The sequence below is a fragment of the Nitratireductor aquibiodomus NL21 = JCM 21793 genome, assembly GCF_000615975.1.
In the GTDB taxonomy this organism is placed as follows: domain Bacteria; phylum Pseudomonadota; class Alphaproteobacteria; order Rhizobiales; family Rhizobiaceae; genus Nitratireductor; species Nitratireductor aquibiodomus.
Genome location: NZ_BAMP01000060.1, coordinates 12,896 through 27,023, shown reverse-complemented (window position 1 = coordinate 27,023; position 14,128 = coordinate 12,896). Strand labels below are relative to the sequence as shown.

13 protein-coding genes and 2 pseudogenes are annotated in these 14,128 nt (G+C 60.6%); 5 read left to right on the top strand and 10 right to left on the bottom strand.

The window, feature by feature from the left end:
* A partial coding sequence (locus JCM21793_RS15665) for an NAD(P)H-hydrate epimerase (protein ID WP_025030958.1) occupies positions 1 to 775 on the bottom strand: 775 nt, incomplete at its 3' end.
* Positions 776 to 1,054: 279 nt separating this feature from the next.
* Here JCM21793_RS15665 and JCM21793_RS26375 point away from each other — a divergent pair.
* Together JCM21793_RS26375 and glnA are read left to right on the top strand one after the other, a co-directional pair.
* A pseudogene (locus JCM21793_RS26375) lies at positions 1,055 to 1,392 on the top strand (P-II family nitrogen regulator).
* Between the two features lie 72 nt (positions 1,393 to 1,464).
* Positions 1,465 to 2,874 carry a type I glutamate--ammonia ligase gene (gene glnA, locus JCM21793_RS15655; RefSeq protein WP_007009551.1) on the top strand — a complete coding sequence of 470 codons (1,410 nt, stop codon included), beginning with the start codon at positions 1,465 to 1,467 and terminating at the stop codon, positions 2,872 to 2,874.
* A gap of 53 nt (positions 2,875 to 2,927) precedes the next feature.
* Here glnA and JCM21793_RS15650 read toward each other — a convergent pair whose 3' ends face one another.
* Entirely contained in the window at positions 2,928 to 3,590 is a 663-nt protein-coding gene (locus tag JCM21793_RS15650; protein ID WP_025030957.1) for a hypothetical protein, read from the bottom strand.
* A 156-nt stretch (positions 3,591 to 3,746) separates the two neighbouring features.
* Between JCM21793_RS15650 and JCM21793_RS15645 the strand changes: the two genes are divergently transcribed.
* The 3 genes from JCM21793_RS15645 to JCM21793_RS15635 all read left to right on the top strand — a co-directional run bounded on the left by JCM21793_RS15645 (position 3,747) and on the right by JCM21793_RS15635 (position 6,365).
* On the top strand, positions 3,747 to 4,016 hold the full coding sequence (locus JCM21793_RS15645) for a DUF4212 domain-containing protein (protein WP_007009548.1): 270 nt from the start codon (positions 3,747 to 3,749) through the stop codon (positions 4,014 to 4,016).
* A gap of 98 nt (positions 4,017 to 4,114) precedes the next feature.
* Positions 4,115 to 5,839 carry a sodium:solute symporter family protein gene (locus JCM21793_RS26370; protein WP_244439796.1) on the top strand — a complete coding sequence of 575 codons (1,725 nt, stop codon included), beginning with the start codon at positions 4,115 to 4,117 and terminating at the stop codon, positions 5,837 to 5,839.
* A gap of 166 nt (positions 5,840 to 6,005) precedes the next feature.
* Positions 6,006 to 6,365, top strand: coding sequence for a YggT family protein (locus JCM21793_RS15635; RefSeq protein ID WP_007009546.1), 360 nt, complete (start codon positions 6,006 to 6,008; stop codon positions 6,363 to 6,365).
* 30 nt (positions 6,366 to 6,395) lie between these two features.
* Here the strand turns inward: JCM21793_RS15635 and JCM21793_RS15630 are convergent, their stop codons facing one another.
* The 8 genes and pseudogenes from JCM21793_RS15630 to JCM21793_RS15595 form a co-directional block, all read right to left on the bottom strand.
* On the bottom strand, positions 6,396 to 7,187 hold the full coding sequence (locus JCM21793_RS15630; protein WP_025030956.1) for an ATP12 family chaperone protein: 792 nt from the start codon (positions 7,185 to 7,187) through the stop codon (positions 6,396 to 6,398).
* Between the two features lie 32 nt (positions 7,188 to 7,219).
* Positions 7,220 to 8,146 carry a DMT family transporter gene (locus tag JCM21793_RS15625; protein ID WP_025030955.1) on the bottom strand — a complete coding sequence of 309 codons (927 nt, stop codon included), beginning with the start codon at positions 8,144 to 8,146 and terminating at the stop codon, positions 7,220 to 7,222.
* Entirely contained in the window at positions 8,143 to 9,129 is a 987-nt protein-coding gene (locus tag JCM21793_RS15620) for an RluA family pseudouridine synthase (protein WP_025030954.1), read from the bottom strand. Before JCM21793_RS15620 ends, JCM21793_RS15625 begins: the two co-directional genes overlap by 4 nt.
* Before the next feature lie 26 nt (positions 9,130 to 9,155).
* Positions 9,156 to 9,532 (bottom strand): annotated as a pseudogene (gene crcB / locus JCM21793_RS26365) (fluoride efflux transporter CrcB).
* Positions 9,533 to 9,578: 46 nt separating this feature from the next.
* On the bottom strand, positions 9,579 to 10,892 hold the full coding sequence (locus JCM21793_RS15610; RefSeq protein WP_025030953.1) for a replication-associated recombination protein A: 1,314 nt from the start codon (positions 10,890 to 10,892) through the stop codon (positions 9,579 to 9,581).
* Positions 10,893 to 10,914: 22 nt separating this feature from the next.
* Positions 10,915 to 12,336 carry a DegQ family serine endoprotease gene (locus JCM21793_RS26360; RefSeq protein WP_370671656.1) on the bottom strand — a complete coding sequence of 474 codons (1,422 nt, stop codon included), beginning with the start codon at positions 12,334 to 12,336 and terminating at the stop codon, positions 10,915 to 10,917.
* Positions 12,337 to 12,586: 250 nt separating this feature from the next.
* Positions 12,587 to 13,018, bottom strand: coding sequence for a 50S ribosomal protein L17 (gene rplQ, locus JCM21793_RS15600; protein ID WP_007009539.1), 432 nt, complete (start codon positions 13,016 to 13,018; stop codon positions 12,587 to 12,589).
* Positions 13,019 to 13,068: 50 nt separating this feature from the next.
* Positions 13,069 to 14,079 carry a DNA-directed RNA polymerase subunit alpha gene (locus tag JCM21793_RS15595; protein ID WP_007009538.1) on the bottom strand — a complete coding sequence of 337 codons (1,011 nt, stop codon included), beginning with the start codon at positions 14,077 to 14,079 and terminating at the stop codon, positions 13,069 to 13,071.
* Positions 14,080 to 14,128: the final 49 nt, after the last annotated feature.

The following is a 14,128-nucleotide window of genomic DNA, read 5'->3' as shown; positions in this document are numbered from 1 at the left end:
CTGCAAGACGCGCCGCTCCCGTGGACGTGGCGCCGCCGGATATGACGGCCACATGCCCGCGCGAATACTTGTGGGCGCTGATGCCGACCTCCGGCAAGGCTGTCCGCCACAGCGCGGGATGGTTCTCCCAGGTCTTGCATTCGGCTCGATTCAGTGTTGTTTCGGCTATGCCGATATCCGCGACAAGAAGCTCACCGCACATCTGCCGGCCGGGCACGAGCACGTGCCCCGGTTTCTTGCGGAAGAAAGTCACGGTCAGATCCGCCTGAAACGCAGCGCCAAGCGGCTTCCCGGTAAGCCCGGAAACGCCGGACGGCAAGTCGATCGACACCACGGGCAGCCCGCTGGTGCGCACCCGTTCTATGATTGCAGCCTCGCGCCCTTCGACAGGCTTCGACAGACCAGCGCCGAACAGCGCATCCACCACAAGCCATCGCTCAACAGGTTCGAACTCCGAATACGGCTTCGGTTCAACAGGGCAATCCCTGCGCGCCCTGGCCGCATCGCTGCCCGCCGCCGGTTCGGTTTCGGCAAACAGCCGGACCTGTACACCCCGCTCCACAAGCAGGCGGGCAACGACATAACCATCGCCACCATTGTTGCCAGGGCCGCACAGAACCAGAAATCCCTCCGCCTCGGCGAAACGTTCGAGGATCGCAGCAGCCACCACCGCACCGGCATTCTGCATCAGACCGTAGCCGTCCAGAGGTCCGGCATCGACCGCCTTGCGATCCACACTGCCCATTTCTTCAGGCGTCAAAATCTCCAAACGCATCACACCTTGCCGCTTTCTTCGGCGCATTGCATATTTTTTAGGCAAGCCGCAAACTGCGCAGCACACCGCATGGTTCCTTGATAAGCTCCGGAGGCCCGGCCTGACATGTCGCTGCCCGAACAATCCACGCGATTTCGCCCGTGCGGACACAGAATGCAGCGACTGGCACGCTTCATGCAAGGCTCCCGCACGAGTTGGCATGTTTCGTGCTTCAACCAAACCGGAGCAACAAGGGGCGCGGGATCACCGTTCCTGAACTCATTTGGAGGCCACTGAGGCATGAAAAAGGTCGAAGCGATCATCAAACCGTTCAAGCTCGACGAAGTGAAGGAAGCCCTTCAGGAAATCGGCCTTCAGGCATAACCGTGATCGAGGCCAAGGGTTTCGGTCGCCAGAAGGGGCATACGGAGCTTTATCGCGGGGCCGAATATGTCGTCGATTTTCTCCCGAAGGTGAAAATCGAGGTCGTGCTCCCGGACGAGACCGTGGACGCCGCGATCGAGGCGATCCGCAAGGCCGCCCAGACCGGGCGTATCGGCGACGGCAAGATTTTCGTGACAAATGTGGAAGAAGTCATCCGCATCCGCACCGGCGAGACCGGCGCTGACGCTGTTTAATCCACAACCACTCTCTTTCCCGGAAAACCTCCGGGATCATCAGGCAAGACCATCGCAAATAGGAAGGCGAATATGACCACTGCACAAGACATCATGAAGCAGATCAAGGAAAACGACGTGAAGTTTGTCGATCTGCGCTTCACGGATCCCAAAGGCAAGCTGCAGCACGTCACCATGGATGTCTCCGCCGTGGATGAGGACATGTTCGCCGACGGCGTCATGTTCGACGGCTCGTCCATTGCCGGCTGGAAGGCCATCAACGAGTCCGACATGGTGCTGATGCCCGAGCCCGACACGGCTCACATGGATCCGTTCTTCGCACAGTCGACGATGGCGATTTTCTGCGACATTCTCGATCCGATCTCGGGCGAGGCCTACAATCGCGACCCGCGCGGCACGGCAAAGAAGGCGGAAGCCTTTCTCAAGTCCGAGGGCATCGGCGACACGGTTTACGTCGGCCCCGAGCCGGAGTTCTTCATCTTCGATGACGTGAAGTACAAGGCCGATCCGTACAACACCGGCTTCAAGCTCGATTCCAGCGAGCTTCCCACCAATGACGATGCGGACTATGAAACGGGCAATCTGGGTCACCGTCCGCGCGTAAAGGGCGGTTACTTCCCGGTTCCGCCGATCGATTCTGCGCAGGACATGCGTTCCGAAATGCTGACGGTTCTGACCGAAATGGGCGTTATCGTTGAAAAGCACCACCACGAAGTGGGTGCGGCACAGCATGAGCTGGGCATCAAGTTCGAGACGCTTCTGAAAAGCGCCGACAGCGTCCAGAAGTTCAAATATGGCGTCCACCAGGTGGCCAACGCCTACGGCAAGACCGCGACCTTCATGCCCAAGCCCGTCTATGGTGACAACGGTTCGGGCATGCATGTGCACCAGTCGATCTGGAAAGAAGGCAAGCCGACCTTCGCCGGCAATGAATACGCCGGCCTGTCGGAGAACTGCCTCTACTATATCGGCGGCATCATCAAGCACGCCAAGGCGATCAACGCCTTCACCAACCCGATCACCAATTCCTACAAGCGTCTGGTTCCGGGCTTCGAAGCACCGGTTCTGCTTGCCTATTCGGCCCGCAACCGCTCCGCTTCATGCCGCATCCCGTTCGGCTCCTCGCCGAAAGCCAAGCGTGTCGAGGTCCGCTTCCCCGATCCGGGCGCGAACCCCTACCTCGCCTTCGCCGCCATGCTGATGGCCGGCCTTGACGGCATCAAGAACAAGATCCATCCCGGCCAGGCCATGGACAAGGATCTCTATGACCTGCCGCCGAAGGAGCTGAAAAAGGTGCCGACCGTCTGCGGCTCGCTGCGCGAAGCGCTCATGAGCCTCGACAAGGACCGCGGCTTCCTGAAGGCAGGCGGCGTGTTCGATGACGATCAGATCGACGCCTATATCGAGCTGAAAATGGCGGAAGTGCTGCGCTACGAAATGACGCCGCACCCGGTCGAGTTCGAGATGTACTACTCCGTTTGATCGCAGCTGTTGGGGCGATCGGGGCTCCGTCTTCGGACGGGGCCCTTTTTGTTTCAGCCTCTGGTGCCGCGGCTTTGCCAGTCCCGCGCCAGAGCGGGGAGATCTGCACGTTCCCGAAATGCACGCGTCACCTCGCCAAAGGCGAAGCGGATCGAGTTTTCGACAATTTCCCGGTCGAAGCGTTTCAGTTCATCGGCAATCGGCGCCCATTTGAACAGCGCCTTCGGACTTTCCGCAAAGCAGTCACCACTGGTTGCCGCATTCTGCCAGTGCAGATCGGCGATGCGATCGTGAAATCGCTCCCGCCACTCTTCCACGATTTGCGCATCAGGCAGCGCCTCGGCGTTTTGGGTCAACCCCGCTGCATGGCAGTGACGGGCGAGCGCGCCCGCCTCGTCCTGACTCAGGGCGCCTTCGGCTCCGACCTTTGCAACCGCGTGAATGGTAAGGTCAGACAGGCAGGCCGCGAAAACGTGGAGCTTGGCAATGTTGATGGAACCGATGAAAACGTCGTCTTCGAACATAGACGGATAGCGCGTGCCCATGCGGGCTTTCAGGTATCCGTAAAGCTTCTTCTGGGCAACGAATGAAGAACGTGTCGCGACGAAACTGCACAGGGACGGGATATCGTCAATTACGCTGTTGTCCCGCCGCAGGCTGAGACGCCCGGCAGCTTCACGCAGGAATGCCATCCCCCTGGACCAGGCAACACCCATAAGACACGTCCTCCCGTCATACGACCAATGTCTCGATTTCCATTGATCAGAAGATGCCCAATGCTTGAGACATGCCATTGTGATTCCTAATCAGTAGAACCGCAATGGCGGCAGTTAACGACTTTCGTCGCTGACGTTCTTAGGGAGGAGGACACCATGTCCGCTAATAACGCAGATGATGTGAGGGATCGTTACTGGGCCAAGACCAGGAACCTGACAATCGTGGTTCTGGCCCTGTGGGCGTTCTTCGCACTTGTCATTCCAGCAATGGTTTCGACACTCAATCAATTCACGTTTCTTGGCTTTCCCTTCGGCTACTACATGATCGCCCAGGGTTCGCTCATCGCCTTTGTCGTCATCATCTGGGTGCAGAACTGGCGCCAGGATGCCATCGACGACGAATTCGGCTTCGGCGAAGAAGAATAGGGAGGAACCGGCATGGCTTTGATACAGGGACGGTTCATCGACAATATCGGCCGGGTGTACGCACTCTACACCGGTGGCTTCCTCGCTTCATCCTCTTGATGGCGGTTCTGGAACAGCTTGGCGTCGGCGCCGACACGATCGGCATTCTGTTCGTCGCCTTCACCATCGCGATCTATGCCCTCATCGGCTGGCTGTCGCGGACCATGGAGGTTGATGCCTATTATGTGGCGGGGCGGCAGGTGCCGGCCGTCTACAACGGCATGGCAACAGCGGCCGACTGGATGTCGGGCGCATCCTTCGTTGCCCTTGCAGGCGGTGTCTATTTCGGCGGCTATGGCTACATGGCCTTCATCGTCGGTTGGACGGGCGGCTATGTGCTCGTCAACTCGCTGATGGCGCCCTATCTGCGCAAGTTCGGCTGCTACACGGTACCTGATTTCATCGGCACACGTTACGGCGGCAATCTTGCGCGCCTGTGCGCCGTGATCGTTCTGGTTGTGGCTTCGTTCACCTATGTGACGGCGCAGATCAACGCAACGGGCACGATTGCCGCGCGCGCCCTGCACATTCCATTCTCCTACGGCGTCTGGTTCGGACTTCTGGGCATTCTGCTCTGCTCAATGCTGGGCGGCATGCGCGCCGTCACCTGGACCCAGGTGGCGCAGTACATCGTGCTGATCATCGCCTATCTCGTGCCGGTCATCTGGATGTCGAATGCACAGGGCTTCGGCATCATCCCGCACTTCACCTATGGCGAAGCGGCGTCCACCATGGCGCAGCTCGAGGCACAGTATGGGCTTAATCCGCCAGCGGAAGCCATTGCCGGCCTTTCGGTGCTCACCACACCGCACACAGGTCCGGTTGGTGACTATGCAGAGTGGAAGTTCATAACACTTGCTCTGTGCATGATGTGCGGCACGGCTTCCCTGCCCCACATCCTGATGCGCTACTTCACGACGCCGACCGTTCGTTCGGCGCGCAAGTCGGTCGCATGGTCGCTGCTGTTCATCTTCCTGCTTTACTTCACAGCCCCGGCCCTCGCCACGCTCACCAAGCTGCAGCTTCTCGATCCGAATCTGCCAACGGCGATCATCGGCAAACCGTTCGAGGAAGTGGCTTCACTGGCATGGATCCAGAACTGGGCAAGCGTTGGCTTCCTCGCCATCGCGGATCAGAATGGTGACGGCATCCTGCAGCTCAACGAGTTCTTCATGCGGCCCGACATCGTCGTTCTGGCCACCCCTGAAATCGCGGGCCTGCCCTATGTGATTTCCGGTCTCGTTGCAGCCGGCGGCATGGCGGCAGCCATGTCCACTGCGGACGGCCTTCTCCTGGCCATCGCAAACGCCCTCAGCCATGATCTCTATTACAAGATAATCGATCCAAAGGCTGACACGGCCATCCGGTTGATTGTCGCGCGCGTTCTGCTTGTCGGCATCGGTGCGCTGGGCGCGTTGATCGCGTCTCTCCAGCTCACCGGCATTCTCGGTGCCGTGGCCTGGGCATTCTGCTTCGCCTGTTCTGGTCTGTTTTTCCCGCTCGCCCTCGGTGTGTGGTGGAAACGGGCCAACCGGGCCGGCGCGGTTGCCGGTATGGCAGCAGGGTTCACCGCAGGCAGCCTCTATCTCTACTACGTCTACACCGGAGGAACGCCATGGTTCGGCATCGACCATCTCCGCTTCGGCATAGTAGGCATGGCCGTTAGCCTGGTCTCGATGGTGGTTGTCACCCTGCTGACGCCCGCTCCGGACGAAGAAATCCAGCGCATGGTGGAAGAAACCCGTGTGCCGACAGGCCCGGCCATTCTTTCTGCCAAGCACTGACCGGTGCCAGATCGCCATGCGCCCATGCAGGCGCATGGCGATCCAGACGATTGACGGAGCACCGGGATAACCCGAAAACCGGATTCCGCTTTTCGGTCCGATGCTCTAGGCTCCGAAAACGGGGGCGGGAAAACCCGCCCCCTAATCATGTCCGGGGAGGCACTCCATGCCCGAAACAATGGCTGCATTTCCATTCTGGGTGCTGGCGCTCGACTACATCCTTGGCGTCATCATGTGGACGCTGATCGGGCGCGCGGCCATGAACATTTTCCTGCCGGAAGATTCAAGCTTCTTCTTCATGCGCTTCTTCGTACGCGTGACGAACCCGATCCTGAAACTCTTCCGCCCCGTGACGCCGGGCTTCCTGCTGGAGCCGCTGGTGCCGGTCTATGTGGCGTGGTTCTTCTTTATGATCCGGTTCTATCTGATGCCCTGGCTGCTCGGCTACTCGGTCATGGGCATGCTCTCGTTCCCGCTCGAAAGCGAGATCGCAGGCGTTCTCTATCAAATGTTCGGCGGCAACTGAGACAGGGGCCGGTAACGCCCCTGCACCGGCTCAATTGAGTGCAGAAAGCAGCGTTGCCGCTGACATCATGTCGCGCTCGCGGGCAGAGCGCCGCTGCGCGGCTTCACTGTCTTCGCCCCACAGCGAAATGTTCCAGTCCTCATCCACATGAGCGGCTTTCCACGCTGCCTGGGGCTCCAGCGCTTTTGCCTCTACGGCCAGTGCAAGCAGCGCAGACCCCATCAGCGTTGTCATCACATGCAGGCAGGCCAGACGGTATGGCTCGTTCTTCTGGCGCAGATATGCGCTAACCGCGGCGATAGCCTCGCGGGGCTGCTCCACATGGATGACCCCTTCGGCGAGCACGAAATGCGCGCCCATATGCTGCTGCGCCCAGTCCAGAACCGGATCCCAAGCCTCTGCCTGCAGTGCCACCAGACGCTCCGGCGATGGCGCACGGTAGCAGACGAGATCGCCCGTGGCATAGCGCAGGACATCTTCCAGGACAGCCTGAGCGTGAACGGCGACCCCGTCTATCGCCGTGTTGACGAGCCGCGTCACGGGCATGGAAGCAGGGTCGATATGCTCACCCTGTGCCTGATACTCGCCGGCCACCAGAAGCGCTGTCGCTTCATTTGGCAGGCGCACTGCACTTGCACCGGGCGTTCGCACGGGCTTTCCATCGAGGCGGACAGCAAAACCACCATCCTCCTCAGGCGTCACCGAAACGTCCTTGTAAAAACGTTTTGGCAGCGGTTTCCTGATGGCGCTCTGCGCCCGCCGGATGGGATCGAGCTCCGCCGGGGTCTTTCCGCTTTCGAGATCGTTCAGAAGGTCACGCATGGGTCTTCATATAGTGTGTGTTTGCAATTTGGCTAACCCGGAATCACCCGGCGGCGAGGCCGATTGACAACGGTAAGTCCGAGTACGATCAGGCAAAGCGCCAGAAGGATTTTGAGTGTCAGGGGTTCGCCCAGGAGGAGACCTCCCGACAGAACGCCGAAAACAGGCGTGAGAAAGGTGAAACTCGATAGCCCCGACGCCGGGTAGCGCCGCATCAGCCAGAACCAGACAAGATACGTGAACGAGACGACAAACACTGCCTGGAACACCAGCGCGCCCGTCGCCAGGGTGCTGACTTCACGCAAGAGCGGCCCTCCAAAGGGAATGAAGGGGATCGCAAGCAGCGCGGAAACGGAGAGCTGATAAAGCAGCGTCTTTTCCGCACCTGCGTTCGACAGGTTGGACTGCTTGATGACGACAATGGTTGCAGCCCAGGCAATGCCTGCGACAAGACATAAGACATCGCCGAAAAGTGCATCCGGTCCCGGCAGGCTGAGATTATCGGAGAAGACAAGAACCACTCCGGCAAAAGCAAGCAGAAGCCCGCCGAACCTGAGCGCTGACATCTTCTCCCCAAGGAAGAAGTGGCCGCCGACGAGCACCCAGAATGGCATCGTGTTGAGCATCAGGGCACCGCGTGCCGCCGATGTGTAATCGAGGCCGAAGAAGACCAGAATGAACTCCAGACCGAACAGGAGACCCGCCAGAATCCCGGGCCAGAGCGTGCCATCGCGCTCGAACAGGCGAATGCCCCTGTATCGGCACCAAAGGAAGACGAGCAGAGTGGCCACCGCCGAGCGCAGAACCATGGACAGCATCGGGTTGAAGCCGATATTGGCCAGCTTGATCGCCACCTGGTTGACGCCCCATGTCAGGGTCAGCCCAAGCATGACAATGGTAGCGAAGGCGTCGATCGCATCACGCCTGGTTGAGGTGGCGTCGGCGGAAAGCGTGGTCATGCAACATCCTCGGCGGAGGCTTCGTCAAAGCCAAGAAGATTCCAGCTCTGGCGCATATGCGGCGGCAGCGGGGCAGTCACGTCGATCTTGCCCCCACCCGGATGCGGGATAACGATGCGGCGTGCATGCAGATGAAGCCGCTTCTGGATCCCTCCTGGAAACTCCCAGTTCTGATCCGCTTCGAAATATTTCGGATCGCCGATGATCGGGCATCCGATATAGGCAGCATGAACGCGAAGCTGGTGGGTGCGCCCTGTGTAGGGTTCCATCTCGAGCCAGGAGAGAGCGGAACCCGCCCGCTCCACCACCCGGTAATTTGAAACCGCATGATCGGAATCGGGCTCGCCATGCTTGACCACGCGCATCCGGTCTCCGTCTGGCGTCTGCTCCTTGGCAAGCCAGGTGGATATGCGCGCCTCGTCCCTGTTTGGAACACCCTTCACCAGTGCCCAGTAGGTCTTTTTCGTGTCGCGCGCGCGAAACGCTTCGGCAAGCCGCATGGCCGCCTGACGGGTGCGCGCCACCACGAGGACACCCGACGTATCGCGGTCGAGGCGATGCACCAGGCGCGGCTTTTCACCCTTCTTGTTGCGCAGGGCTTCCAGCATACCGTCGACGTGCCGGTTCACACCGGAGCCGCCCTGCACGGCAAGACCGGCCGGCTTGTTGAAGACGAAAACTTTCGGGTCTTCGTAGAGCAGCATCTGCATCAGCGCTTCGCCATCGCCGGTGTTGCGCAGGCTGTGCGCTGTCGCCTGCCCGTCCCCTTTGCGATCCACATCGAGCGGCGGCACGCGCACCATCTGCCCGGGCTCAAGCCGAGTATCGGCCTTGGCACGGCTGCCGCTCACACGAATCTGCCCGGAGCGCAGAAGCTTCTGCAAATGTCCGAAGCCGAGACCGGGAAAATGGGCCTTGAACCACCGGTCCAGCCGCATTCCGCTCTCGTCCTTGTCCACTTCGATCTGCTGTACGCCGGCCATTTCACCCATCCATTAAAAACATCGCCTCAGGCGAAATGCCGAACCAGATAAAGGCCGGCGAACAGCGCTGCAATCGCACCGCAAACGCTGACAAGTACATAGGACGCGGCCAACAGGCCCTCGCCCCTTTCCCATAAAACGGCAACATCGAGCGAAAAGGCGGAGAAGGTCGTGAACCCGCCAAGCAGCCCCGTTGCCGCGAAAAGCCTCAACTCCGGCGTAGCCCCGCGCGCCGGGCCAGCCATTCGACAAACACGCCCATGATGAAAGACCCGACGAGATTGACCGTCAGCGTTCCCCACGGAAAGCCGATCCCCAGAAGGCGCATGGCAGCAAGGCCGGTCAGGTGTCTCAGGCTCGCGCCGATTGCCCCTCCGGCGGCAACGATCAGCAGATGGTTCATGGCGCCCTTTTCGCAGAAGCTGCGCAAAAATCAACAACCCTCGACATCACGGCTCTCCCCGCTCTTTGCGCAGCCGCGTCCAATAGTCGAGCCGCTTGCGAATCTCGCGTTCAAAACCCCGTTCGGGCGGATCGTAGTAGTGCCGGCGCCCCATCTCTTCAGGAAAGTAGTTTTGCCCGGAGAACGCGTCCGGCTGGTCGTGATCATAGGCATAACCGGCACCGTAGCCGGTCTCCTTCATGAGCTTGGTTGGTGCGTTGAGGATGTGCTTGGGCGGCAGCAGGGACCCATTTGCCTTTGCATCGGCAAAGGCCTGCTTGAAGGCCGTGTAAACGCCGTTCGACTTGGGCGCGGTCGCCAGATAGACGCAGGCCTGCGCGAGGGCCAGTTCCCCTTCCGGTGAACCGAGATATTCGTAGGCATCCTTGGCTGCATTGGCGATGCCAAGAGCCTGCGGGTCGGCAAGGCCGATGTCTTCCACGGCCATGCGCACAAGCCGGCGCCCGATGTAGAGCGGGTGCTCGCCCGCATCGAACATGCGGCACAGATAATAAAGCGCGGCATCGGGATCGGAACCGCGCACGGATTTATGCAGCGCCGAGATGAGATTATAGTGCCCATCCTGGCCCTTGTCATAGACAGGCGCGCGGCGTTGGGCGACACGCTGCAGCCCCTCGGCATCGAACACCTCGCCTTCGCGGGCGGCGCGCCAGACCTCTTCGGCAAGGGTCAGAGAGGCGCGTCCATCACCATCAGCCATGCGCACAAGCACGGCCCGCGCTTCCTCGTCCAGCGGCAGGGGCTTTTCTTCCAGTGCCTCCGCACGCTCAAGAAGCCGCATGAGGCTTTCTGGTCCAAGCGTGTTGAAGTTGAGCACACGCGCACGCGACAGAAGCGCAGCGTTGAGCTCAAAGGATGGGTTTTCAGTCGTCGCCCCGACGAGAACCACGGTGCCGTCTTCCATCACCGGCAGGAAGGAATCCTGCTGTGAGCGGTTGAAACGATGGATTTCATCCACGAAGAGCAGCGTCTGCCTGCCCTGGCTGCGCCGGAGCCGCGCTGCCTCGAAAACCTTTTTGAGATCGGCAACGCCTGAGAAAATCGCCGATATCTGCTCAAAGGCCAGCTCTGTCTCACCGGCAAGGAGACGAGCAACCGTGGTCTTGCCGGTGCCGGGCGGCCCCCAGAAGATGAGCGAGCCGAGTGAGCGGCTCGCGATCATGCGGGTAAGCACACCGTCATCACCGGTCAGATGCTCCTGCCCCACCACTTCATCGAGCTTTTTCGGGCGCAGCCGGTCGGCAAGCGGACGGCTCACATTCGAGCCGCTATCTTCGGCGGTGGCGAACAGATCACTCATCGGTCATTCATCGAATCCAAACTCAAAAGCGCAGACGTTGACGCAATATGCGTCCATCCCGCTCAACGGCAAAGTCCCAGCGGCGCCCGGTATCCCGGGCCATGACCTGCATCGTTTCGCTGTCCTCGATTTCGATGCCGTTGACCTCGCGGATGATGTCACCCGGCCGCAGACCCACACTGGCTGCGGGCGAGCGCCGGTCGACCTCCAGCACAACGACGCCTTTCTTGTTCAAAGGCAGCTTTAGGCGCTGGGCCAGGCGCGGAGCGAGCGTGGCGATCGCAGCACCGGCAAATGGGCCGCGCCCGTCCAGCGTGACAGGCTTCGCCTCCTCACCATCGGAGAGCCTTTCGAGTTCAAAGCTCAACTCGAGCGTCGTCCCGTCGCGCAGCACCCTGATCACGCCCGTCTCTTCGAGCGGATGCGTAACAAGGCGATATTCGAGCGCATCGGGATGCTGAATGTCTGCGCCGTCCATGGCCACCACCGCGTCACCCGGGCGCAGGCCGGCACGCTCGGCAGGACTATCGGGCGCAATCTCGCGCACGAGAGCTCCAACGGGACGCTCCATGCCCAGTGCCTCGGCGATCTGAGCGGTTACCGGGTCAAACGAAGCGCCGAAAAACGGCCGTTCGAACGTATCGGCGCCGGAAAGCGCGGCATTGACCACCGCCCGCACCATGTTGGCGGGAATGGCGAACCCAATGCCGATGGAGCCGCCGCTGCGGCTGACAATGGCCGTGTTGATGCCGATTACCTGCCCGCGCATGTCGATCAGCGCACCGCCGGAATTGCCCGGATTGATCGCCGCATCCGTCTGGATGAAGAAACCGAAATCCGACACACCGACATGGCTGCGCGCGAGTGCTGAAACGATGCCACTCGTTGTGGTCTGGCCCACGCCGAACGGATTGCCGATGGCAAGCACCAGATCGCCCACTTCGAGACTGTCTGAGTTGCCCAGTCCGACAGCGGGAAACGCGTCATCGCCAGAGATCTTCAACACTGCCAAATCAAGAGCCTTGTCCTTCAGCAGTATCTCGCTCTCGAATTCACGCCCATCCGCCAGTGCAATCTTCACCTCGTCGGCATCGCTGATGACGTGGTTGTTGGTGACGATCACACCGCTCGGATCGACAAGCACGCCGGAACCGAGTGAAGAGCGTACACGGGGCGGCATTTGCGGACGCCCGAAAAACTGCTCGAAGAAGGGGTCGCCCATGAAGGGCGAGCGCACCTGAACGGTCGACGAGGCATAGACATTCACCACGGCCGGCGATGTTTCCTTCACGAGCGGTGCGAAGGAAAGCTGAAGCTCCCCCTGCCCGAACGGCACACGACGTTCTGCCGCATCGCGCTGCGGCGCGACAAGCTGCTTCTGCCCGTCTCCTTTCAGAAGATCAGAGAGAAATCCCCGCAGTCCCGCTCCCGCCTTCCTGTGCAAGAACCGAACCAGTGGCGACAACCACAGCAGCAAACACAAGAAGAGCTACCCTTGAGAAAACAGAACGCATCCGCATATGCCTTGCCTCTATCCGTTTTGGGAGAATGCAGGTGATCGTGTGAAGACCCAAGCCGGTTTTCTCAGAGCATTGTGCATATTGAAAGGCGCGAGCCCGTCAAAGCCGCGATTTTGCGCAACAAAAAAGGGGCCGCGAAGCCCCTTTTTTCAAGTGTGCTCAAGGCGCGCAAAATTATGCGGCTTCGGCCTCTTCGTTGCCGCCCTCGGCTTCGAGACGCGCACGGTCGGCAGCACCCTTCGCCTCGACATCGCGGTCAACGAACTCAATGACGGCCATCGGCGCATTGTCGCCGTGGCGGAAGCCGGCCTTCATGATGCGGGTGTAGCCGCCATTGCGCTCTGCGTAGCGCGGAGCGAGCGTGTCGAACAGGCGCTTGACAAGGCTCTCGTCGCGGATGGCCGAGATGGCCTGACGACGGGCGTGCAGGTCGCCGCGCTTGCCGAGCGTCACCAGCTTTTCCACGATCGGGCGAAGTTCCTTCGCCTTCGGCAGAGTGGTGACGATCTGTTCGTGTTCGATCAGCGAAGCCGCCATGTTGGCAAAGAGCGCCTTGCGGTGGCTTGCCGTCCTGTTCAGCTTGCGGCCGGATTTTCCGTGACGCATGGCCTTTCTCCTTCAATCCCCGTCGCCCGGACTTGGCGGGCTCTACGGGCCTAGTATTGGTCTTCGTAACGCTTGGCGAGTTCTTCGATGTTTTCCGGCGGCCAATCCTCGACTTCCATGCCGAGGTGGAGCCCCATCGAGGCCAGCACTTCCTTGATTTCGTTGAGCGACTTGCGGCCGAAATTCGGCGTGCGCAGCATCTCGGCTTCCGTCTTCTGGATCAGGTCGCCGATGTAAACGATGTTGTCGTTTTTCAGGCAGTTTGCAGAGCGAACCGAAAGCTCCAGCTCGTCCACCTTCTTGAGAAGCGCCGGGTTGAAAGCGAGCTCGGCCACCTGCTCGGCGGGCTGCTCCTTCTGCGGCTCTTCGAAGTTGACGAACAGCGCAAGCTGGTCCTGCAGGATGCGCGCGGCAAAAGCCACCGCGTCCTCGCCCGTCACCGAACCGTTGGTCTCAAGGGTCATGGTCAGCTTGTCGTAGTCGAGAACCTGGCCCTCGCGGGTGTTTTCGACCTTGTAGGAGACCTTCTTGACCGGCGAGTAGAGGCTGTCGACCGGGATAAGCCCGATCGGCGCATCTTCTGCACGGTTGCGGTCAGCCGGGACATAGCCCTTGCCATTGTCGACGGTGAACTCCATGCGGATTTCCGCACCCTCGTCCAGCGTGCAGAGCACATGGTCGGGGTTAAGAACTTCCACATCGCCCACGGTCTGGATGTCGCCAGCCGTCACGGCGCCGGGTCCCTGCTTGCGCACAACCATGCGCTTGGGGCCTTCGCCTTCCATGGAGAGCGCGATTTCCTTGATGTTCAGGACGATGTCCGTCACATCTTCACGCACGCCGGGGATCGACGAGAATTCGTGCAGCACGCCGTCGATCTGCACCGCGGTCACGGCCGCGCCGCGAAGCGACGACAGGAGCACACGACGCAGTGCATTGCCGAGCGTCAGACCGAAGCCACGCTCAAGAGGCTCGGCCACCAGCGTGGTGACGGTGCGGCCCTTGGACGAAAACTCGACCTTGTTCGGCTTGATAAGCTCTTGCCAGTTCTTCTGGATCATTCCGGGTTCCTTCCGTTACCCCGCCACCATCCATTCGTGACGGGCGCTC